Here is a 20,479-nt window from a genome sequence, read left to right as displayed (position 1 = left end):
CCCCGCACACCCCGCACGTCCAGCACCACCGCACGACAGGAAGGTCTCCATGCACGACGACATCCCCCTCACCACCGGCCGGGCGCGACGCGTCCTCGACGAACGCATCCTGCCGGCGGTGCACGCCACCGCGACGCCGCTCGAGACCGCGTGGCACGAGCTGCCGGGGGAGCCGATCGCGCCCGCGGCCGGGCTCGCGCTCGAGTTCACGCCGTACGAGGTGGGGACGACGTGGGGTGCCGCGTGGGGGACGACCTGGTTCCGGCTGACCGGGACCGTGCCGGACGAGTGGGCCGGCCGCCGTGTGGAGGCCGTCGTCGACCTCGGCTTCGACAAGAACATGCCCGGGTTCCAGTGCGAGGGACTCGTCTACCGCGCGGACGGCACGCCCGTGAAGTCGATCAACCCCCGGAACCAGTGGGTGCTCGTCGCGGAGGAAGCCGTCGGCGGCGAGACCGTCGAGCTCTTCGTCGAGGCGGCGTCGAATCCCGTCCTGCTCGACTACCACCCCTTCCTCCCGACGCAGGAGGGCGACGTCCAGACCTCGTCGTCGACGCGCCTCTACACGAGCCGCCGGATGGACCTCGCCGTCTTCGAGTCCGAGGTGCACGAACTCGCGCTCGACATCGACGTCCTGCTCGAACTGCAGGCCGAGCTCCCGGAGGGGCCGCGGCGGATGCGGATCCTGCAGGCGCTCGACGATGCCCTCGACCGGCTCGACCTGCAGCACATCGCCGCGACCGCCCCCGAGGCCCGAGCGGCCCTCGCGGACGTCCTCGCCGCGCCCGCCGAGGCCTCCGCCCACACGATCTCCGCCGTCGGGCACGCGCACATCGACTCCGCCTGGCTCTGGCCGGTCCGCGAGACGATCCGCAAGGTCGCCCGCACCACCTCGACGATGACCGAGCTCATCGACCAGACCGACGACTTCCTGTACGGCATGTCGAGTGCGCAGCAGTACGCGTGGATCAAGGAGCACCGGCCCGAGGTCTACGCCCGGGTCAAGGCCGCCGTGGCGGCCGGACGCTTCCTGCCGATCGGCGGTATGTGGGTCGAGTCCGACACCGTGATGCCGACGGGCGAGAGCATCGTCCGCCAGTTCTCGCAGGGGCAGCGGTTCTTCGAGCGCGAGTTCGGGATCCGGCCGAAGGGGGTCTGGCTGCCGGACAGCTTCGGGTACTCCCCGGCGCTGCCGCAGCTCATGCGTCGCGCGGGCTTCGAGTGGTTCTTCACGCAGAAGATCTCGTGGAACCAGGTGAACAAGTTCCCGCACCACACCTTCCTCTGGGAGGGCATCGACGGCTCGCGGGTGTTCTCGCACTTCCCGTCGATGGACACCTACAACTCGCGGTTGTCCGGCAGCGAGGTCGCGAAGGCCTCCCGGCAGTTCCGCGAGAACCGGCTCGCCTCGGGGTCGATCGCGCCGGTCGGCTGGGGCGACGGCGGCGGTGGCACGACCCGCGAGATGACCGGCACGGCGAAGCGCCTCGCCGACCTCGAGGGGAGTGCCAAGGTCCGATGGGAGCACCCGGACACGTTCTTCGACCGGGCGAAGTCCGAGCTGCCCGACCCGCCGGTGTGGGTGGGGGAGCTCTACCTCGAGCTGCACCGTGCGACCCTGACCAGCCAGCACGGCACGAAGCAGGGCAACCGCCGTTCCGAGCAGCTCCTCATCGAGGCCGAGCTCTGGGCCACGACCGCCGCATCCCGGACCGAGTTCGAGTACCCGTACGACGAGCTCGACGCGCTCTGGCAGCAGGTCCTGCTCCAGCAGTTCCACGACATCCTGCCGGGGACCTCGATCGCGTGGGTGCACCGCGAAGCGGTCGCGAAGTACGCCGAGACGGACCGCGCCCTGACCGCGATCATCGACCAGGCGCTGTCGGCGCTCGCCGGTACCGGGGACGCGGCCGTCGTCGTGAATCCGGCCCCGTTCCTCCAGGCCGGCGCACCCGCGCAGGGCGCGGTCCTGGCGACCGACGTGCCGGAGCCGACCGCCGTGGCACTGACCGAGGAGGACGGCGGGTACGTGCTCGCCAACGACCTCGTCCGGGTCGTCGTCGACGCGCAGGGGCTCGTGACGAGCGCCGTCGACCGGGCGACCGGGCGTGAGTCGATCGCTCCCGGGCAGGCGGCGAACCTGCTGCAGCTGCACCAGGACTTCCCGAACATGTGGGACGCGTGGGACGTCGACCGCTACTACCGGAACCGGGTCGAGGACCTCGTGTCGGTCACCGGGCTGCACGGTTCGGTCGACGCGGACGGCGTCGCGCGCGTCGTCGTCGAGCGGGCGTTCGGCGACTCGACGGTCCGGCAGGAGCTCGTGCTCGCGCCGGACTCCCGCACGCTGGAGTTCGACCAGACGACCGACTGGCACGAGACCGAGAAGTTCCTCAAGGTCGCGTTCCCGCTCGACGTCCGCGCCGAGCACACCGTCGCCGAGACGCAGTTCGGGGCGCAGAAGCGGGTGACGCACACGAACACCTCGTGGGAGGCCGCGAAGTTCGAGACCTCGATGCACCGCTACGTGCTCGTGTCCGAGCCGGGCTTCGGCGTCGCCCTCGTGAACGACTCGATCCACGGGTTCGACACCACGCGCGACGCCGTCGACGGACACGTGACCACCACCGTGCGGCTCTCGCTGCTGCGGGCACCGCGGTTCCCCGACCCCGAGACCGACCAGGGCGTGCAGACGCACCGGTACGGGATCGTCATCGGCACCGACCAGCTCGGGGCGACGGCGGCCGGCGTGGTCATGAACGCCGCTGCACGGGTGACCACCGGTGGGCACGGGTTCGACCCGCTCGTGCAGGTCTCCGGGGACGTCGTGCTGTCGAGCGTCAAGCTCGCCGACGACCGGTCCGGCGACCTGGTCGTGCGGGTGTACGAGCCGTCCGGGCAGCGGGGGACCGGCGGGATCGTGGTCGACGGCCCGTTCGATCCGGGGGCGGAGGTCACCTTGCTCGAGGAGCCACTGGCCTCGGCCGGGACCGTCGACGCGTCCTCGTTCGCCGTCGACGCCTACGAGGTCCGCACCTTCCGCTTCCCACACAACTGAACGACCGACCCATTCAAGGAGGAATGTGATGAAGAAGAGGATGACGTTCGGGATCGTGGCGGCCATCGCCGCGATGGTGGCGGCACCACTCGTGCCGTCCGCAGCGTCGGCTGACCCGGCGCGAGCGACCGCGTCTGCGACCAGCGCGACGAAGTCCGGGCCCACGAGCATCGCGTACGTCGAGGTCAACAACGACCAGCTCGCGAACGTCGGCCGCTACCAGCTGGCGAACGGGGCGAACGCGTTCGACGTGGCGATCATCTTCGCCGCGAACATCAACTGGAACGGCTCGAAGGCCGTCCTGTACAACAACGACAAGGTGCAGGCGACGCTCGACGCCGCGGCGACGCAGATCAAGCCGCTGCAGGCCAAGGGCATCAAGGTCTCGCTGTCGATCCTCGGCAACCACCAGGGCGCCGGGATCGCCAACTTCCCGACCCAGGCCGCCGCCGCGGACTTCGCGTCCCAGGTCACCGCCACGGTCACGAAGTACGGCCTCGACGGGGTCGACCTCGACGACGAGTACTCGGACTACGGCACGAACGGCACGCCGCAGCCGAACCAGCAGTCGATCGGCTGGCTCATCACCGCGCTCCGTGCCCAGATGCCCGGCAAGCTCATCTCGTTCTACGACATCGGCCCGGCGTCCTCGTCGCTCTCGTCGTCGAGCAGCACCATCGGCTCGAAGCTCGACTACGCCTGGAACCCGTACTACGGCACCTACTCGGCGCCCTCGATCCCGGGCCTCGGGAAGGCGAAGCTGTCCGCCGCCGCGGTCGACATCCAGAACACGGCGCAGTCCACCGCGGTGTCGCTCGCACAGCGCACGAAGGCCGACGGGTACGGCGTCTTCATGACGTACAACCTGCCGGACGGTGACGTCTCGTCGTACGTGTCGTCGATGACGCAGGTGCTCTACGGGCAGGCCGCGACGTACCACTGACGTCGCGCCCGGTGCGGCGGCTCGCGCCCCGCGTCTCCTCGGCACGGTCCAGGAGGCGCGGGGCGCGTCCGTCCCGTCCCGCACCTTGCGGATCACCGCATCTCTCGCCCCCAGAAGGGGAGGTTCGGTCGGGTTTGGACGCGCGGCGTCGCTATCGTGAGCGAACCCGAAGCTTCGACAGAGGCTCACCAACGAGAGACCGCATCACCATGATCCCGAAGAAGGCGCTCGTCGCCGTCGCGGCTGCAGGAGCCATCGTCGTCCTCCTGGCCGGCTGTTCGACCCTCTCGACGTCCGAGAAGACCCCCGAGGCGGTCCGCGCGACAGGCGCGTCCTCCCCGACACCTTCCCCGACGCCAGAGGCGGTCAAACCTCCCGAGCTCGCCGGGGAGTGGAAGCAGAACAACTCCGCAAGTGCTGACGGTTGGATGACGGCCACGATCACCGCGAACACGATCACGGCGAACTTCGTGACCAACGGGGGCGACACGACGTCCCTGTTCTGGGCAGGCAGCTTCACCCCGCCATCGGACGACTCGTCGCCCTACGTCTGGACCTCATCCCGCGACGAGGCCGCCACCGAGTCGGCCCTGCTCGCATCGACCGATGCCACGAAGGACTTCTCCTACGAGGACAGCGAGATCAGTTTCCCGGTCACGATCGCCGGGAGTACCGCGACGGTCCGGATGTCACGGGAGTGAGCTGAAGAGAGGCCCGCACCACGGTGGTCCTGGCCGCAGTCGCTGCAACGGTCTCCACGCGTGCGCGTTGACCGTCCTGGTTCGCGGAACCCGGGAATCGTGAACCGGAACGGTCACGAACGCGGCAGAACCCGCCCGTCCGCGTGCGGCGCGCCGTACGATCGCGACGTGGAGCTCCAGTTCACCGGCGAGGTCATCGAGTGGCGCGGTCCGGCGCCGTTCTTCTACGCCGTCGTGCCTCCGGACGCCGCCGAGGTGATCCACGACCTCGCTCCGATGCTCACCTACGGCTGGGGCGTGATCCCCGCCCGCGTGACGATCGGGTCGGTGACCTGGACGACCTCGCTCTTCCCGAAGGACGGCGGGTACCTCGTGCCCCTCCGGGCCGCGGAACGTCGCCGCGCGGGTGTCGAGCTGGGCGACGAACCGGCGATCACCCTCGAGCTCGCAGGTCCCTGACACTCCTCCACAGCGTGGGCTGTCTCGGACCAGTTCCACAACGTCTCCCGCCGACCTTCGGCACCTCCCCGTCGCTCCCTACCGTCGCAGGCAGTGGAGGGGAGGTGCCGATGGTCGAACGGGCACGACATCCCAAGAAGGAGATCGAGCACGTGATGCGCACCGCCGAAGCGCGCGGGTGGCGCTTCGTGAAGGGGCGGAAGTACTACAAGGCGTACTGCCCGTGTGGTGTGCACCTGCACACGGTCCACATGACGCCGTCGAACCCCTGGTACGTTGTGCATCTGAAGTATCGGCTCGCGCGAACTGACTGCTGGGACAGGAGAACGTCATGACGAACTACCTCGTACGCGTCGAGTGCGCAGCATTGCTCGGAGCATCGGACGACTTCCGGGCAGAGCTCCCGACGGACTTCGACGTCATCGCCGAAGCGCTCTTCGATCTCGAGGACGTCCACGATCAGGACCTGACCGCCGACCTCGCGACCGGCACCCTCACCTTCTCGATCGGTGTCGTCGCCGACGGCGAGTTCGGTGCGCTCGATCGGGCGCTCGGCGCCGTCAGGACGGCGCTGCACGCCGCCGGCCGAGGTACGCCCGGATGGGAGCGGCACTACCGGATGCTGCGGCAGGAAGTCGAAGAGGAGCCGGTGGGCGCTCGCTAGCAGTCCCGAGATCCCGCGGGAACTGTGCCGGGCGGGTCACCAGCGCCGACGGAGCTCGGCCGCGACCAGGTCGGTCGTCGTGCTCGTGATCGCCGGGGCCTGCTCACCGAGCGCGCGACGGAGAGCGCGTTCGCGGGCCGTGACGGCTCGGAGGGCACGGCGTTCGGCGTGCCGGAGGCTCCAGCGGACGAGCGCGGTGCCGAGTCGGTTGGTCAGGACCTCGACCGGCGAGATCGGCGGGACCGGGAGCGTGCGGGGCTGGTAGGTGGTCACGGTGTCGGCTCCTCGTCGATGATCGGGACGCTGCGGACCTGGGCGAACACGCGACGGACGCCCTCGGGCAGATCGGCGGCCTGCCCGCGGATGGCGCGGTAGCGCTCGATGACGGCCTCGAAGTCCCGCCACATCGCGCCGTACTCGTCGGGCGTCAGGGCCACGTAGGTCGACGACCCCGAGACGCCACGCCAGTCGGCCGGGACGGTGTCGGAGTCACGGGTGGTCCACTCGCGCACCAGGTCGTTCTCGGCGTCCATCACGGCGAGGCTCGCGAGCTGCGTCGCCGTCTGCTGCGCGGGGGAGGCCGGGCCCTCGTCGGGGCTGCCGATGCTGATCCGACCGGCGGTGCGTTCCCACCAGCGCTCGCGGGCGTTGCCGCGGTCGGGGAGCTCGTGCACGAACCCGTGGCGCTCGAGCTGCCGGAGGTGGTAGCTCGTCGAGCCGCTCGACTCGCCCAGCTTCGCGCCGAGCGACGTCGCGGTCGAGGGGCCGTTCTGGGAGAGCAGGTCGAGCAGGCGCGCCCGGAGTGGGTGCGCCAGCGCCTTGAGAGCGGCGACGTCGAGGATGCGGGTCTCGTCGGTCATGGCTCGACCGTACACCGCAAAGAGATGTTTGCAAACAGTTCGCTGCAAACGTTTCCTTGCATTCGGTTCACTGCACACCGATCGACGGCCCGGAAGGGCCGAGAGCGAGGAGTGGAGGGGATGACGGGAATCGAACCCGCGTGGCCAGTTTGGAAGACTGGGGCTCTACCATTGAGCTACATCCCCGCGCCTGCGCACCAGGCGCAGCCCGACCATCGTAGCGGACGAACGAGCACCGACATGTCACCACGTACCGTGTCGTTCCGGGTCGTGCTCCCGCCGAGCGACCGGGATGCCCGGCGGATCAAGCGCTCGCGCGTGCTCTCCTACGTGCTGGTCGTCCTCGCCGCGATCGTCCTCTCGTTGCGGCCGGAGCTGTTCGGCGACCCGCAGACCCAGCCCGCGCACGCGCTCCTGCACGCGTGGCGCATCGTCGCCGGCATCCTGCTCGCGGTGGCCGCGCTCGGCGTGCAGGTCGTCGTCGGCGTGCGGTGGCGGACGGGCCTGCGACGCGCCGCCGACGACGGCTCCGAACCTGCCGGGAACCGCGCGCCCGGGGACCGCTAGACTCATCGGCGTCGCATGCGCCCCACCGGCGTGCGCGGACACCCCTGGCCCAGTCAAACGGGGCGTAGCTCAGCTTGGTAGAGCGCCCGCTTTGGGAGCGGGAGGTCGCAGGTTCAAATCCTGTCGCCCCGACCAGGACCACACGAACGTCAACCAACAGGAGAACATCCCTTGGCCACCAGCACCGTCGACAAGGTGAGCGACACCCGCGTCAAGCTCACCGTGAACGTGACGCCGGAAGATCTCAAGCCGAGCATCGACCACGCGTACAAGCACATCGCCGAGCAGATCAACATCCCCGGCTTCCGCAAGGGCAAGGTCCCGCCGGCGATCGTCGACCAGCGCGTCGGCCGCGGCGAGGTCCTGAACCACGCCGTCGGCGACGCCATCGACAACTTCTACCGCCAGGCGGTGGAGGAGCAGGAGCTGCGCATCCTCGGTCGTGCCGAGGCCGACGTCGCCGAGCTCCCGAACGTCAAGGACTTCACGGGCGACCTCGTCCTCACCTTCGAGGTGGACGTTCGCCCCGAGTTCGACCTGCCGGAGTACGACAAGTACGAGCTCACCGTCGACGCGGTCGAGGTTTCGGACGACGAGATCGAAGAGGAGCTGCAGAACCTGCGCACCCGCTTCGGCACGCTCGTCACGGTCGACCGCCCGGCGACGACGGGTGACTTCGCCCAGATCGACCTCACCGCCACCATCGGCGACGACGAGGTCGACTCGGCCACCGGCGTCTCCTACGAGATCGGCTCCGGCGACCTGCTCGAGGGCATCGACGAGGCGCTCGAGTCCCTCACCGCCGGCGAGTCCACCACCTTCGAGTCGAAGCTCGTCGGTGGCGACCGCGAAGGCGAGATCGCCCAGATCGCCGTGACCGTCACCGCCGTCAAGGAGCGCGAGCTCCCCGAGGCCGACGACGAGTTCGCGCAGATCGCCAGCCAGTTCGACACGATCGACGAGCTCAAGGCGGATCTCAAGGAGCAGATCGCGAAGTCCAAGACCTTCGGTCAGGGCGCCGCGGCTCGCGACAAGCTCGTCGAGAAGCTCATCGAGGACGTCAACATCCCGATCTCGGAGCAGCTCATCGAGGACGAGGTGCACCGTCACCTCGAGCAGGAGAACCGCCTCGAGGACGACGAGCACCGCAAGGAGGTCTCCGAGTCCAGCGAGAAGGCCTTCCGCTCGCAGATCCTGCTCGACTCGATCGCCGAGAAGGAAGAGATCCAGGTCTCGCAGGAAGAGCTCACGCAGTACCTCATCCAGGCCGCTGCGCAGTACGGCATGGAGCCGGGCGAGTTCATCAAGGTCATCGACCAGAACGGGCAGATCCCGGGCATGGTCGGCGAGGTCGCGCGCTCCAAGGCCGTCGCGACCGTCCTCTCCAAGGTGACCGTCAAGGACACCAACGGTGACGACGTCGACCTCTCCGCCTTCACGGCGGGGGTCGCGCAGACGCCTGCGGAGGACGCCGAGTAACGATCTCGACGCCACCAGCACGACGGACGGGAGGCGCGGTGCCAGCTGGCACCGCGCCTCCCGTCCCGTATTTCGGCACCACCGCATTGCCGACAGCGAACAGACGAGAAGTGGTGCGTTGCACCCGATAAGTTCGACAACAAGCGACAACTGAACGGGAGCTTTTCCATGGCCGAAGCGACACTGAACCCCAGTGTTTTTGACCGCCTTCTGAGAGACCGGATCGTGTGGCTCGGCTCCGAGGTCCGCGACGACAACTCGAACGAGATCGCAGCCAAGCTGCTGATGCTCGCCGCCGAGGACCCTGAGAAGGACATCTACCTCTACATCAACTCGCCCGGTGGCTCGATCACCGCCGGTATGGCGATCTACGACACGATGCAGTTCGTGCCGAACGACATCGTCACGGTGGGCATCGGCCTCGCCGCCTCGATGGGGCAGTTCCTGCTCTCGTCGGGCACCCCGGGCAAGCGCTACATCACCCCGAACGCGCGCGTGCTCCTGCACCAGCCGTCGGGTGGGTTCGGTGGTACGGCCGCCGACATCCAGACGCAGGCGAAGGTCATCCTCGACATGAAGCAGCGGATGGCCGAGCTCACGGCGGAGCAGACCGGCAAGTCGATCGAGCAGATCCTCAAGGACAACGACCGCGACAACTGGTTCACGGCGCAGGAAGCCCTCGAGTACGGCTTCGTCGACCACCTCCGTGCATCGTCGACCGAGGTCATCGGCGGTGGTGGCACCGTCGGCGACGGCGAGACCCCCACCGACGCGGCCGAGCCCGACGCCCAGTCCTGACCCCACCCACCGAAGAAAAGGAAACGAGAATGCATCTCCCCATGCTCGGTGGCGCGCAGAACGTCCCGGCCCCCACTGATCGGTACATCCTGCCGAGCTTCGAAGAGCGCACGGCCTACGGCTACAAGCGGCAGGACCCGTACGCGAAGCTGTTCGAGGACCGCATCGTGTTCCTCGGCGTCCAGGTCGACGACGCGTCGGCCGACGACGTCATGGCCCAGCTGCTCGTGCTCGAGTCGATGGACCCGGACCGCGACATCGTGATGTACATCAACTCGCCCGGTGGCTCCTTCACCGCGATGACGGCGATCTACGACACGATGCAGTACATCCGTCCGCAGATCCAGACGGTCTGCCTCGGTCAGGCCGCCTCGGCGGCGTCGGTGCTCCTCGCCGCCGGTACCCCCGGCAAGCGTCTGGCGCTCCCGAACGCCCGCGTGCTCATCCACCAGCCGGCGGTCCAGCAGGGCGGCGGTCAGGCCTCCGACATCGAGATCCAGGCAGCGGAGATCCTCCGCATGCGCACCTGGCTCGAGGAGACCCTGTCGAAGCACTCGAACCGCACGCCGGAGCAGGTCAACAACGACATCGAGCGCGACAAGATCATGTCCGCCGAAGAGGCGCTCGAGTACGGCCTGATCGACCAGGTCCTCACGAGCCGCAAGAACCTGCCGGCGCTCGTCAAGTAGTCCCGGCGACCCGCACGACGAAGGCCCCGCACCGATCGGTGCGGGGCCTTCGTCGTGCGGTGGTGCCGTGGCGCCGTCAGTCGTCGGTGGGGTCGTCGTCGGACGCGGGGGCGGGACGGCGACGGAGCAGCAGCAGGAGCGCGACGACGAGCCCGACGAGCACGACGCCGCCGGCACCGATCCAGAGGGCGTCGGACGTCGTGGAGTCGGTGTCGCCCGAGGCGGTGCCCGTGGTGTCGGCACTGGCACTCGCCGCACTGCCGGCCGTGGCGCAGACGGGCGGGGTGGACGAGCCCGTCGCCGGGGTGAACCCGGCGGGGGCGTCCCACGTGAAGGGGTACTCGTCGGACACGGTGTGCCCGTCGGCGGAGACGATCTGCCACTCGACGGTGTACTTCCCCGAGGCGCCGAGTGCGGCCTTCGTGGTCATCGAGGGGCCGTCCACGTCGAGGCACCCGTCCTCGTAGTACTTCCCGTCGGGGCCGACGATCCGGTAGGCGAAGCCCGAGTTCGTGTCGTCGATGTCGAGCAGCTTGTCGTTCGTCGTGATCTCGAAGGCCTTCGGCAGCGCGGTCAGCGTGCCGTCGACCTTCGGGGTCGAGGCGATCATGTAGTTGTGCGCGCTGGCGGGGCCGGCCAGGCCGAGGACCGCACCGCCTGCGATGGCGAGGGTGGCGGCGACACCGGCACCGCGCCTCCAGGCCCGCCGGAGGCGCGGTGACCGCTCCGTCGACGTGACGCGCCTCGTCGACGCGACGCGCCCCGTCGACGTGTCGCGCTCCGTCACTTGGAGGCGCTCCGACGGCGGGTGCCGGCGACGGCGACGACCAGGGCGGCTGCGCCGAGCACCAGGCCGCCGAGGCCGAGGAAACGTCCGACGAGGTCGGGGTCGGCGGGCGTGGACTCCGCTGCCGCTGCGGCCGTGGGGGTGGCGGCGACGGGGTCACCGTCGTCGTCGGTGGCCTCGGCCGCGGTCAGCGTGATCGAGGGCGCGGGGTGCTCGGGCTCGGCTTCTCCGGCCTTCTGCTCCTGGTTCCACTCGACCGAGCCCTTCTCGCAGGTCTGCAGGGCCGGGAACTCGACGAGGTCGCCGGGCTTGCCGTCCGGCAGGGAGAAGGACAGCGCGAAGGTGTCGCGCTCGTCGGCGGGGAGCGGGGTCTTCGCCGTGTAGGTGACGCTCGTGACGCGTTCGCCCGCGTCCTCGGCGGACTCGTCGTCCGCGGAGGCCGACGGGCTCGTGTACGGCGCCGTGGCCTTCGTGATGGTCCAGTTCGGGTTGACGGTCGGCGTGACCTCGATGACGGACTCCGGCACCTGGAACTCGATCTTCGTCGTGGGGGAGCCGTCGCAGCCGTGCGGGACCGAGAAGGTCGCCGTCGTGTACGAGTTCGCCGCGGTCGAGGTGGCCGTCGCCGAGACGTGGGCGCTGGCGACACCCGCGGTGCCGAGGACGATCGCAGCGGTGACGCCGAGGGTCGCGGTGCCGACGACGGCGAGGCGCTTGGACATGGGGTTCCTTCCGGGACTGCGGGTCCTCCGACCCGCGACTGCGGTTCTACAACTTGTAGAGAAGTCGTGGACACGGTAGCAGGATCGAACGCCCTGGGCGAACGCGCCGGGCGAAACCGGCTCGGCGTCGCGGTCGGTGTCACCGGTTGCGATTAGGCTCGGTACGAGTCGGGCAGGTCGTCGACCTGCATCGGTCTACCAAGGAGGGCACCGACATGGCACGCATCGGAGAGAGCGCTGACCTGCTCAAGTGCTCCTTCTGCGGCAAGAGCCAGAAGCAGGTCCAGCAGCTGATCGCCGGTCCCGGGGTGTACATCTGCGACGAGTGCGTCGAGTTGTGCAACGAGATCATCGAAGAGCGACTGGCCGAAGCCGGCGAGGACACCGCCAGCGGTGACTTCGAGCTCCCCAAGCCGCGCGAGATCTTCGACTTCCTGCAGGAGTACGTCATCGGGCAGGACCCGGCGAAGCGCTCCCTCGCAGTGGCGGTCTACAACCACTACAAGCGCATCCGCGCGCAGGGGCAGATCACCGCAGCGGAAGACCGCGACGACATCGAGATCGCGAAGTCGAACATCCTGCTCATCGGGCCGACCGGCTGCGGCAAGACCTACCTCGCCCAGACCCTCGCGAAGCGGCTCAACGTGCCCTTCGCCGTCGCGGACGCCACTGCCCTGACCGAGGCCGGGTACGTCGGCGAAGACGTCGAGAACATCCTGCTCAAGCTCATCCAGGCAGCCGACTACGACGTGAAGCGTGCCGAGACCGGCATCATCTACATCGACGAGGTCGACAAGATCGCCCGCAAGGCCGAGAACCCGTCGATCACGCGCGACGTCTCGGGCGAAGGCGTGCAGCAGGCGCTGCTCAAGATCCTCGAGGGCACGGTCGCCTCCGTCCCGCCGCAGGGCGGTCGGAAGCACCCGCACCAGGAGTTCATCCAGATCGACACGACGAACGTGCTGTTCATCGTGGCGGGGGCGTTCGCCGGGCTCGAGGACATCGTCTCGTCGCGCGTCGGCAAGCGGGGGATCGGCTTCGGCGCACCCTTGCACAGCCCGCTCGACCAGCAAGACCTCTACGCCGACGTCCTGCCGGAAGACCTGCACAAGTTCGGGCTCATCCCGGAGTTCATCGGGCGTCTCCCCGTCGTGACCACGGTGTCACAGCTCGACCAGTCGGCGCTCATGCAGATCCTGACCGAGCCGAAGAACGCGCTCGTGAAGCAGTACCAGCGGATGTTCCAGATCGACGGGGTGGAGCTCGAGTTCGATCGGGGTGCGCTCGAGGCGATCGCGGACCTCGCGGTACTGCGGCAGACGGGTGCTCGTGGGCTCCGGGCGATCCTCGAAGAGGTGCTCGGGCCGGTGATGTTCGACGTGCCGTCGGACGACGACGTCGCACGTGTCGTGATCACCCGCGAGTCGGTGCTCGAGAACGCTGCGCCGACGATCGTCCCGCGGCCGAGGGCGAAGCGCGTCGAGAAGTCGGCGTAGCGGGGGCGCGCGGCGCGCGCTTGCGCGCCCTGCTGCGCTTCGCACAACGCGGACCACCCCGAACTGCGCATCCGCGCGGTTCGGGGTGACCCGCGTTGTGCGCCGGCTGCGGCGGCGGGCCGGGCGCACTTCGAACCACGTTTCCGACGTCGAACCGGCCGTCGGTGGCGGTTCAACGTCGGATTCGTGGTTCGACGTTGCGCGTCGGCGCGCGGCGCACAACGCAAGTCACCCCGAGCCGGGCATGCGCGCGGTTCGGGGTGACTTTGGTTGTGCACCGGCAGCTTGCGCCGCAGCGCGGCGCGGCGCGCAGCCCGCCGCGCGCGCCGCGCGCGCCTACTCCAGCCCGCGGCGCCGCAACAGCGGCCCCACCTCGGCATCGCGCCCACGGAAGTCCCGGTACGCCTCGAGCGGGTCCTTCGCCCCACCGACCCCGAGCAACTTCGACGCGAACCGCTCACCCGCTGCGCGCGAGAGCCCACCGTTCGAGCGGAACCACTCCACGGTGTCGGCATCGAGCACCTCGGACCAGATGTACCCGTAGTACCCGGCGTCGTACCCGCCCGAGAACGTATGCGCGAAGTACGTCGACGAGTACCGCGGCGGGACGGCCTCGACCGCGATGCCCGCGGATTCCAGAGCCGCCCGCTCGAAGTCCTCGACCGAGGTCACGGAAGCCGCCGAGGCAGCGGAGAGCCGGTGCCACGCCTGGTCGAGCAGTGCCGCGGCGAGGTACTCCGTCGTCGCGAACCCCTCGTTGAACCCCGCGGAGTCGCTGAGCCCCAGGACGAGCTCCGGCGGCAGCGGCGCCCCGGTCTCGTGGTGCTTGGCGTAGTTCGCCAGGACGGACGGCCACGACACCCACATCTCGTTCACCTGCGACGGGAACTCGACGAAGTCCCGCTCCACGTTCGTGCCCGAGAAGCGGGGGTAGGTGGTGCGGGCGATGAGGCCGTGCAGTGCGTGCCCGAATTCGTGGAAGAGCGTCTCGACCTCGTCCTGGATCAGGAGCGTCGGCGATCCGGCGGCCGGCTTCGCGACGTTGAGGTTGTTCACGACGACGGGCAGCGTGCCGAGCAGCGCGGACTGCTCCACGACGGGGTTCATCCACGCGCCGCCGCGCTTGCCGTCCCGCGTGTAGAGGTCGAGCAGGTAGAGCCCGACCTCCTCACCGGAGGCGCCGCGCACCTCGAACACCCGCACCTCGTCGTTGTACCCGTGCAGGTCGGGGCGCTCGGTGAACGTCAGGCCGTAGAGCTCGCCGGCAGCGTGGAAGACGCCGTCGTGCAGCACCCGGTCGGCCTCGAAGTAGGGGCGGAGCGCCGAGCTGTCCGCCGCGAACTGCTCACCGCGCAGGAGTTCGGTCGCGTACGCCCAGTCCCACGACTCGACCTCGTGACCGAGCACCCGGGCGCGGACGTCCCGTTCGTCGTCGGCGTTGCGAGCGGCCGCGCCGACGAGTGACGACAGCAGACCGTCGACGGCTTCGGGCGTCCCGGCGGTCTCGTCGGCCGTGACGACCGCGGCGTGGTTCGGGAAGCCGAGGAGTTCGGCGCGCTCGGCCCGCAGTCGGACGGTGCGCAGGAGGACGTCACGGTTGTCGTGGTCGTTGCCCCGACGACCACGGGAGAGCGACGCCTCCATGATCCGCCGACGCAGCCCGCGGTCTGCCAGCGACGACAGCCACGGATGCCCGGTGTAGAGCGGCAGTGTGATGAGCCAGCCGTCGAGCCCCCGGTCGGCAGCGGCGGCGGCGGCGGCGGACTTCGCGCCGTCGTCGAGGCCGGACAGTTCCGAAGCATCCGACACGTGCACGGCGAGGTCGTTCGTGTCGTCGAGCAGGTTCCGCTCGAAGGTCGTCGTGAGCGTCGAGAGCTCCTGGTTGATCGCGGTGAGCCGTTCCTTGCCGGCGTCGTCGAGCCCGGCGCCCGCGAGGGTCATCTCGGTGTGCGTCCGCTCGACCAGCCGACGGTCCTCGTCGGTGAGGTCGGCCCGGTCGTCGAGTGAATCACGGACCGCCGCCACCCGTGCGTACAGACGTCCGTCGAGCGTGATCGCGTCGCGGTGCGCGGCGAGGAACGGGGAGACCTCGGCCTCGAGGTCGTGCAGCTCCGACGTCGAGTCCGCCGACGACAGCGTGAAGAACACGTGGCTCACGCGGGCGAGCAGCTGCCCGGTGCGCTCGAGCGCCACGAGCGTGTTCTCGAAGGTGGGTTCGTCGGGGGAGGCGGCGATCGCTTCGACCTCGGTGCGCTGCTCGGCCATGCCGGCGTCGAACGCGGGGCGGTAGTGCTCGAGCCGTACCTCGCGGAACGGCGGGAGGGCGTAGGGAAGGGTGCTCGGTCCATCGAACGGGGTTGCCATCGCTCCACCCTACGGACCGGTGGCGCTGTCGGACGGGAGGCGCGGTGCGGACCCGACCCGCGCCTCCTGTCCGACGGTCGGTCGCGTCTCAGGCGCGCGTCGCCGCGTCGATGAGGGTCTCGGCTGCCCGCCGCGCGTGCCGCGCCGGCGTCGTCGACCCGGCGATCGCGGCCGTGGTCTGCGCCCCCTCGGCGAGGAGGGCGAGCTGGGCGGCGAGTTCCTCGGCGGTGGCGGGGTCGCGGACGACCGAGGCCGCGAGGTCCTGGACGAAGCGCTGGAACGAGTCCTTGTGGGCACGGGCGATCTCGGCGACGGCGGGGGAGGTGGCTCCGAGCTCGCCGAACGCGTTGATGAACCCGCAGCCGCGGAAGGTGTCGTCGCCGAACCACGACTCGAGGAAGTCGTAGACCGCGAGCAGCTTGTCACGCGGGGTGGTGGCGGTGTCGACCGCGCCGTGGACCCCGTGTTCCCAGACGTCGTGGCGTCCGGCGAGGACCGCGGCGATCAGCTGCTCCTTGCCGGGGAACGCGGCGTAGAGCTTCTTGAGCGACACCCCGGCGCCGGTGCGGATCTCGTCCATGCCGACGGACTGGATGCCGCGCGCGTAGAAGAGCTGGTCGGCGACGTCGACGATGTGTGCCCGGACGTCGGGGTCGACGGTCGGGAGCGTGCTGGTTGCCATAGCGTACCCCGTTCGCTGCGTGTTCACCGTTCTCGACTTGCGCCGGGAACGACCGTTCTCTAGTGTAAGCCACATCGACGGAGAACGACCGTTCTCCGCGAGGTTCAGGGAAGGAACGACCATGGGTGCCATCACCGTCGGGACCGAGAACAGCGTCGACATCGAACTGCACTACGAGGACAAGGGAACCGGCCAGCCGATCGTGCTGATCCACGGCTTCCCCCTCGACGGCAACTCGTGGGAGGGCCAGACCCCGGCCCTGCTCGACGCCGGCTACCGCGTGATCACGTACGACCGCCGCGGCTTCGGGCAGTCCTCGCAGCCCTCCACCGGCTACGACTACGACACCTTCGCCGACGACCTGCACACCGTCCTCGAGACCCTCGACCTGCGCGACGTGATCCTGGTCGGCTTCTCGATGGGCACCGGCGAGATCGCCCGCTACATCGGCCGCCACGGACAGGACCGGATCGCCAAGGTCGCGTTCCTGGCCTCGCTCGAGCCCTTCCTGGCCATCACCGACGACAACCCCGACGGTGCCGGCCCGATGTCGTTCTTCGAGGGCATCGCCGCCGACGTGAAGAAGGACCGGTACGCGTACTTCACGAACTTCTACCAGGACTTCTTCAACCTGTCGGACAACCTCGGCTCCCGCATCTCGGAAGAGGCCGTCCGGAACGCGTGGAACGTCGCTGCCGGGTCGGGTGCGATCGCCTCCGCCGCGGCGCCGTTGACGTGGCCGACCGACTTCCGTCAGGACATCCCGAAGGTCACCGTCCCCGCGCTGATCGTGCACGGCACGGCGGACAACATCCTGCCGATCGACGCCACCGGCCGACGCTTCACCAAGGCCCTGCCCGCGGCGGAGTACGTCGAGATCGAGGGCGCCCCGCACGGCCTGCTCACCACGCACACCGCCGAGGTGAACGAGGTGCTCCTGGGGTGGCTCGCGAAGTAGCGCGCGTGCTCGCATCGTGAGCGGAAATGATCGGGTTCCCCAGCGGGACCCGACCATTTCCGCTCACCAAGCGATGCGGCGCGGCGCCCTCAGTCCTCCTCGGGGGCGTCGTCGGGGTTCGTGACCTGGGCGCGCCCGGCGTCGTCGAGGTGGATCGAGGTGCCGTCGTCGAGCGCGACCATCGGCTTGCCCTCGAGGAAGGTCAGGGTCCAGCCCCACCCCGCAGTGTCGACCGACTCCGACGCGAGCTCGTCCTCGACGCCCCGCACGGCGACGACCATCGCCTCGGGGAGTTGCCCGGGTGCCTCGGCACCCACGTTCCAGCGCCTGCCCAACTGCATCCGTGCCTCCAGTCCGGTGGTGGCCGGGCCGGATCGCACACGCGACCCGGCCCGGACGACCGACGTTACGCCTGCTGTTCCGCCAGCTCGATCTCGGTGACGGCCAGTTCCGCGCCGTCCTCGAACGACAGGTTCTCGATGCGGCCGACGGCCGCCAGGTCGACCGCCGCGCGCTCGATGAGCGCCCGCGTCTCGGCCGGGGCCTGCACGACGGCGCGCGTCACGGGCGTCTTCTGGGACGCCTTGGCGGCCGTCTTCGCCCCGCGGATACCGATGAGCGCCTGGCCCACCGCCCCGAGGAGCCCCGTCGGCTCGGCCTGCGTGGGCAGCTCGGCCACGGTCGGCCAGGAGGCGCGGTGCACGCTGGTCTCGTGGGTCCAGGCCCACACTTCCTCCGTCGCGAACGGGAGGAACGGTGCCAGCAGGCGCAGCAGCGCGTCGATCGCGGCGCGCAGCGCGAGGACCGCGCTCGCCTGGGTCTCGTGCGTCGCGTCCGAGGCGGTGCCGTACGCGCGCTCCTTGACGAGCTCGAGGTAGTCGTCGCAGAAGGTCCAGAAGAAGCGCTCGATCACCTCGAGGGCACGGGCGTGGTCGAACGCGTCGAACGCCGTGGTGGCCTGGTCGATGACCGATCCGAGCTCGGCGAGCACGTCGACGTCGAGCGGCTCGGTGACGCTCGTGGCGCCCTCGGGCAGCGGGAAGCCGTAGACGAACTTCGCGGCGTTGAGGACCTTGATCGCCAGACGACGACCGACCTTGATCTGCTTCGGGTTCTGCGGGTCGAACGCCGCGTCGGTGCCGAGCTTCGACGAGGCCGCCCAGTAGCGGACCGCGTCGGCGCCGTGCTGCTCGAGGATGGACAGCGGCGTGACGACGTTGCCCTTCGACTTCGACATCTTCTTGCGGTCGGGGTCCACGATGAAGCCGGAGATGCTCGCGTGCTTCCACGGCACGGTGTCCGCTTCGAGCTGGCTGCGGAGCACCGTCGTGAACAGCCACGTGCGGATGATGTCCTGCGCCTGCGGGCGGACGTCGTACGGGTAGACGAGGTCGTAGAGCGCCGGGTCGGTCTCCCACTTGCCCGCGAGCTGCGGGGTGAGCGACGAGGTGGCCCAGGTGTCCATCACGTCGAGCTCGCCCTGGAACCCGCCGGCGACACCGCGCTGGTCCTCGGTGTAGCCCGGGGCCGGCTCGGACGCCGGGTCGACGGGGAGCTGGGCCTCGGTCGGGACGATCGGCTGGTCGAAGACCGGGTTGCCGTCGGCGTCGAGCGGGTACCAGACCGGCAGCGGCACGCCGAAGAAGCGCTGGCGCGAGATGAGCCAGTCGCCGGAGAGGCCGCCGACCCAGTTGTCGTACCGGACGCGCATGAAGTCCGGGTGGAACGCGATCTCGTCGCCGCGCTGCCGGAGGGTTGCCTTGAGATGCTCGTCGCGGGCACCGTTCACGATGTACCACTGGCGGGTCGAGACGATCTCGAGCGGCTTGTCGCCCTTCTCGAAGAACTTCACGGGGTGGTTGATCGTCTTCACGTCGCCGATCAGCTCGCCGGACTCGGTCAGGGCGTCCACGACGACCTTCTTCGCCGAGAACACGGTCTTGCCGGCCATCTCGGCGTAGAGCGCCTTGCCGCCGTCGGACTCGATCCAGGCCGGCTCGTCGGAGCGGACGCGGCCGTCGAACCCGATGATCGCGCGGTTCGGCAGCTGCAGCTCGCGCCACCACACGACGTCGGTGGTGTCGCCGAAGGTGCAGACCATCGCGATGCCGGCGCCCTTGTCCTGCTGCGCGAGGTGGTGCGCGAGCACCGGCACCTCGACGTCGAACAGGGGGGAGCGGACCGTCGTGCCGAAGAGGTCCTGGAAGCGCTCGTCGTCCGGGTGCGCGACGAGGGCGACGCACGCGGGGAGCAGCTCAGGGCGGGTGGTCTGGATGACGACGTCGTCGCCGCCGTCCGTGCGGTGGAAGGCGATGCCGTGGTACGCGCCCGGCATCTCCTTGTCCTCGAGCTCGGCCTGGGCCACGGCCGTGCGGAACGTGACGTCCCAGAGCGTCGGGGCGTCGGCCTGGTAGGCCTCACCGCGCTCGAGGTTGCGGAGGAAGGCACGCTGGGCGCTCGCCCGCGAGGTGTCGTCGATCGTCCGGTACGACTGCGTCCAGTCCACGGAGAGGCCGAGCGTGCGGAAGAGGTGCTCGAACTGCTGCTCGTCCTGCACGGTCAGGCGCTCGCACAGCTCGATGAAGTTGCGGCGCGACACCGGGATCTGGTCGGCCGCCTTCGACGACTTGTTGTCCCCGCCCTCGAACGGCGGCACGAAGGTGGCGTCGTAGGGGAGCTGCGGGTCGCAGCGGACGCCGTAGTAGTTCTGCACACGGCGCTCGGTGGGGAGACCGTTGTCGTCCCAGCCCATCGGGTAGAAGACGTGCTTGCCGCGCATGCGCTCGTACCGGGCCTTGAGGTCGGTGTGCGTGTACGAGAACACGTGCCCGATGTGGAGCGAACCCGAGGCGGTCGGCGGCGGGGTGTCGATCGAGTAGACGTTGCTGCGGTCGCCGGCGGCGTCGCGGTCGAACCGGTAGGTGCCGTCCTGCTCCCAGACCGGGCCCCAGACGTCTTCGAGTCCGTCCACCGTGGGCTTCTCGGGCATGGGCTTCGACATGGCGGGCCTTCCGTTCGGTGCGGTGCTGCGACCGCTGTGTGCGGCACCGAGTCCGTGATGAGGTGCCTGAGTGTGTGCGCGTGCTGCGCAGTCCCACGATCGTAGCGGCTCCCACCGACCCTCCGGTGGCCAATAGCACACGGATCCGGCAGACACGCCGGGCAGCTGATAGTCTGTCGGAGTTTGTCCGGCGGACGCGGGGTTCGCAGGGACTGCAGCGTCGCCGTCCGCCGGGCGCCCGAAGGCAAGAC

At 69.5% G+C, this 20,479-nt stretch carries 19 protein-coding genes and 2 tRNA genes; 12 read left to right on the top strand and 9 right to left on the bottom strand.

Annotation, left to right across the window (positions count from 1 at the left end; all coding sequences use genetic code 11):
- Positions 1–49 precede the first annotated feature (49 nt).
- The 5 genes from BJK06_RS02615 (at position 50) to BJK06_RS02595 (ending at position 5,825) form a co-directional block, all read left to right on the top strand.
- Positions 50–3,058 (top strand): glycoside hydrolase family 38 C-terminal domain-containing protein, encoded by a 3,009-nt coding sequence (locus BJK06_RS02615; protein ID WP_070416582.1) that lies wholly within the window; start codon positions 50–52, stop codon positions 3,056–3,058.
- 28 nt (positions 3,059–3,086) lie between these two features.
- Positions 3,087–4,001 (top strand): endo-beta-N-acetylglucosaminidase H, encoded by a 915-nt coding sequence (locus BJK06_RS02610; protein WP_070416581.1) that lies wholly within the window; start codon positions 3,087–3,089, stop codon positions 3,999–4,001.
- A gap of 209 nt (positions 4,002–4,210) precedes the next feature.
- Complete coding sequence (locus tag BJK06_RS02605; protein WP_070416580.1) at positions 4,211–4,702, top strand: hypothetical protein; 492 nt, start codon at positions 4,211–4,213, stop codon at positions 4,700–4,702.
- Positions 4,703–4,870: 168 nt separating this feature from the next.
- Positions 4,871–5,161, top strand: a complete 291-nt coding sequence (locus BJK06_RS02600; RefSeq protein ID WP_070416579.1) for a DUF1905 domain-containing protein — start codon at positions 4,871–4,873, stop codon at positions 5,159–5,161.
- A 331-nt stretch (positions 5,162–5,492) separates the two neighbouring features.
- Positions 5,493–5,825 carry a hypothetical protein gene (locus BJK06_RS02595; RefSeq protein WP_070416578.1) on the top strand — a complete coding sequence of 111 codons (333 nt, stop codon included), beginning with the start codon at positions 5,493–5,495 and terminating at the stop codon, positions 5,823–5,825.
- A 36-nt stretch (positions 5,826–5,861) separates the two neighbouring features.
- Here BJK06_RS02595 and BJK06_RS02590 read toward each other — a convergent pair whose 3' ends face one another.
- The 3 genes from BJK06_RS02590 to BJK06_RS02580 all read right to left on the bottom strand — a co-directional run bounded on the left by BJK06_RS02590 (position 5,862) and on the right by BJK06_RS02580 (position 6,871).
- Positions 5,862–6,098 carry a hypothetical protein gene (locus tag BJK06_RS02590; RefSeq protein WP_070416577.1) on the bottom strand — a complete coding sequence of 79 codons (237 nt, stop codon included), beginning with the start codon at positions 6,096–6,098 and terminating at the stop codon, positions 5,862–5,864.
- Positions 6,095–6,685 carry a transcriptional regulator gene (locus BJK06_RS02585; RefSeq protein ID WP_070416576.1) on the bottom strand — a complete coding sequence of 197 codons (591 nt, stop codon included), beginning with the start codon at positions 6,683–6,685 and terminating at the stop codon, positions 6,095–6,097. The genes BJK06_RS02590 and BJK06_RS02585 overlap by 4 nt, the downstream gene beginning before the upstream one ends.
- A 112-nt stretch (positions 6,686–6,797) precedes the next feature.
- A tRNA-Gly gene (locus tag BJK06_RS02580) sits at positions 6,798–6,871 on the bottom strand.
- 54 nt (positions 6,872–6,925) lie between these two features.
- Between BJK06_RS02580 and BJK06_RS02575 the strand changes: the two genes are divergently transcribed.
- The 5 genes from BJK06_RS02575 (at position 6,926) to BJK06_RS02555 (ending at position 10,218) form a co-directional block, all read left to right on the top strand.
- On the top strand, positions 6,926–7,252 hold the full coding sequence (locus tag BJK06_RS02575) for a hypothetical protein (protein WP_156794737.1): 327 nt from the start codon (positions 6,926–6,928) through the stop codon (positions 7,250–7,252).
- Positions 7,253–7,310: 58 nt separating this feature from the next.
- Positions 7,311–7,387, top strand: a tRNA-Pro gene (locus tag BJK06_RS02570).
- Between the two features lie 36 nt (positions 7,388–7,423).
- Positions 7,424–8,731 carry a trigger factor gene (gene tig / locus BJK06_RS02565; protein WP_070416574.1) on the top strand — a complete coding sequence of 436 codons (1,308 nt, stop codon included), beginning with the start codon at positions 7,424–7,426 and terminating at the stop codon, positions 8,729–8,731.
- A gap of 168 nt (positions 8,732–8,899) precedes the next feature.
- The gene (locus tag BJK06_RS02560; RefSeq protein ID WP_070416573.1) at positions 8,900–9,529 is read left to right on the top strand and encodes an ATP-dependent Clp protease proteolytic subunit; all 630 of its coding nucleotides are present in this window, start codon (positions 8,900–8,902) and stop codon (positions 9,527–9,529) included.
- A 29-nt stretch (positions 9,530–9,558) separates the two neighbouring features.
- On the top strand, positions 9,559–10,218 hold the full coding sequence (locus tag BJK06_RS02555; RefSeq protein WP_070416572.1) for an ATP-dependent Clp protease proteolytic subunit: 660 nt from the start codon (positions 9,559–9,561) through the stop codon (positions 10,216–10,218).
- Positions 10,219–10,294: 76 nt separating this feature from the next.
- Here BJK06_RS02555 and BJK06_RS02550 read toward each other — a convergent pair whose 3' ends face one another.
- Complete coding sequence (locus BJK06_RS02550; RefSeq protein WP_083295001.1) at positions 10,295–11,005, bottom strand: copper resistance protein CopC; 711 nt, start codon at positions 11,003–11,005, stop codon at positions 10,295–10,297.
- A complete protein-coding gene (locus BJK06_RS02545; protein ID WP_070416571.1) occupies positions 11,002–11,727 on the bottom strand; it encodes a YcnI family protein in 726 nt (241 codons plus the stop codon). Before BJK06_RS02545 ends, BJK06_RS02550 begins: the two co-directional genes overlap by 4 nt.
- A 215-nt stretch (positions 11,728–11,942) precedes the next feature.
- Between BJK06_RS02545 and clpX the strand changes: the two genes are divergently transcribed.
- Positions 11,943–13,223, top strand: a complete 1,281-nt coding sequence (gene clpX, locus BJK06_RS02540; RefSeq protein ID WP_022907244.1) for an ATP-dependent Clp protease ATP-binding subunit ClpX — start codon at positions 11,943–11,945, stop codon at positions 13,221–13,223.
- A gap of 336 nt (positions 13,224–13,559) precedes the next feature.
- Here the strand turns inward: clpX and BJK06_RS02535 are convergent, their stop codons facing one another.
- Together BJK06_RS02535 and BJK06_RS02530 are read right to left on the bottom strand one after the other, a co-directional pair.
- Positions 13,560–15,587, bottom strand: coding sequence for a M3 family metallopeptidase (locus BJK06_RS02535; RefSeq protein ID WP_070416570.1), 2,028 nt, complete (start codon positions 15,585–15,587; stop codon positions 13,560–13,562).
- 88 nt (positions 15,588–15,675) lie between these two features.
- Positions 15,676–16,269, bottom strand: coding sequence for a TetR/AcrR family transcriptional regulator (locus BJK06_RS02530; protein WP_070416569.1), 594 nt, complete (start codon positions 16,267–16,269; stop codon positions 15,676–15,678).
- 121 nt (positions 16,270–16,390) lie between these two features.
- On the opposite strand from BJK06_RS02530, the gene BJK06_RS02525 reads away from it, so the two are divergent.
- Positions 16,391–17,227: an alpha/beta fold hydrolase gene (locus BJK06_RS02525; RefSeq protein WP_070416568.1), complete on the top strand. Its 837-nt coding sequence runs from the start codon at positions 16,391–16,393 to the stop codon at positions 17,225–17,227.
- Between the two features lie 89 nt (positions 17,228–17,316).
- Here BJK06_RS02525 and BJK06_RS02520 read toward each other — a convergent pair whose 3' ends face one another.
- Both BJK06_RS02520 and valS read right to left on the bottom strand, forming a co-directional pair.
- On the bottom strand, positions 17,317–17,568 hold the full coding sequence (locus tag BJK06_RS02520) for a hypothetical protein (protein ID WP_070416567.1): 252 nt from the start codon (positions 17,566–17,568) through the stop codon (positions 17,317–17,319).
- 65 nt (positions 17,569–17,633) lie between these two features.
- Positions 17,634–20,228, bottom strand: coding sequence for a valine--tRNA ligase (valS, locus tag BJK06_RS02515; protein ID WP_070416566.1), 2,595 nt, complete (start codon positions 20,226–20,228; stop codon positions 17,634–17,636).
- Between the last annotated feature and the right edge of the window lie 251 nt (positions 20,229–20,479).

Source organism: Curtobacterium sp. BH-2-1-1, from assembly GCF_001806325.1.
Classification (GTDB): Bacteria; Actinomycetota; Actinomycetes; order Actinomycetales; family Microbacteriaceae; genus Curtobacterium.
The sequence above is the reverse complement of the archived record's forward strand: the minus strand, read 5'-3'. Positions and strand labels throughout refer to the sequence as shown.

Excerpts from the sequence above, each read along its gene's own strand:
- BJK06_RS02605 (WP_070416580.1), top strand. The coding sequence starts at position 4,211 with ATGATCCCGAAGAAGGCGCTCGTCGCCGTCGCGGCTGCAGGAGCCATC.
- BJK06_RS02560 (WP_070416573.1), top strand. The coding sequence starts at position 8,900 with ATGGCCGAAGCGACACTGAACCCCAGTGTTTTTGACCGCCTTCTGAGA.
- BJK06_RS02535 (WP_070416570.1), bottom strand. The coding sequence starts at position 15,587 with ATGGCAACCCCGTTCGATGGACCGAGCACCCTTCCCTACGCCCTCCCG.
- BJK06_RS02610 (WP_070416581.1), top strand. The coding sequence starts at position 3,087 with ATGAAGAAGAGGATGACGTTCGGGATCGTGGCGGCCATCGCCGCGATG.
- BJK06_RS02615 (WP_070416582.1), top strand. The coding sequence starts at position 50 with ATGCACGACGACATCCCCCTCACCACCGGCCGGGCGCGACGCGTCCTC.
- BJK06_RS02585 (WP_070416576.1), bottom strand. The coding sequence starts at position 6,685 with ATGACCGACGAGACCCGCATCCTCGACGTCGCCGCTCTCAAGGCGCTG.
- BJK06_RS02575 (WP_156794737.1), top strand. The coding sequence starts at position 6,926 with ATGTCACCACGTACCGTGTCGTTCCGGGTCGTGCTCCCGCCGAGCGAC.
- BJK06_RS02555 (WP_070416572.1), top strand. The coding sequence starts at position 9,559 with ATGCATCTCCCCATGCTCGGTGGCGCGCAGAACGTCCCGGCCCCCACT.
- BJK06_RS02595 (WP_070416578.1), top strand. The coding sequence starts at position 5,493 with ATGACGAACTACCTCGTACGCGTCGAGTGCGCAGCATTGCTCGGAGCA.
- valS (WP_070416566.1), bottom strand. The coding sequence starts at position 20,228 with ATGTCGAAGCCCATGCCCGAGAAGCCCACGGTGGACGGACTCGAAGAC.
- BJK06_RS02545 (WP_070416571.1), bottom strand. The coding sequence starts at position 11,727 with ATGTCCAAGCGCCTCGCCGTCGTCGGCACCGCGACCCTCGGCGTCACC.
- BJK06_RS02525 (WP_070416568.1), top strand. The coding sequence starts at position 16,391 with ATGGGTGCCATCACCGTCGGGACCGAGAACAGCGTCGACATCGAACTG.
- BJK06_RS02530 (WP_070416569.1), bottom strand. The coding sequence starts at position 16,269 with ATGGCAACCAGCACGCTCCCGACCGTCGACCCCGACGTCCGGGCACAC.
- clpX (WP_022907244.1), top strand. The coding sequence starts at position 11,943 with ATGGCACGCATCGGAGAGAGCGCTGACCTGCTCAAGTGCTCCTTCTGC.
- BJK06_RS02520 (WP_070416567.1), bottom strand. The coding sequence starts at position 17,568 with ATGCAGTTGGGCAGGCGCTGGAACGTGGGTGCCGAGGCACCCGGGCAA.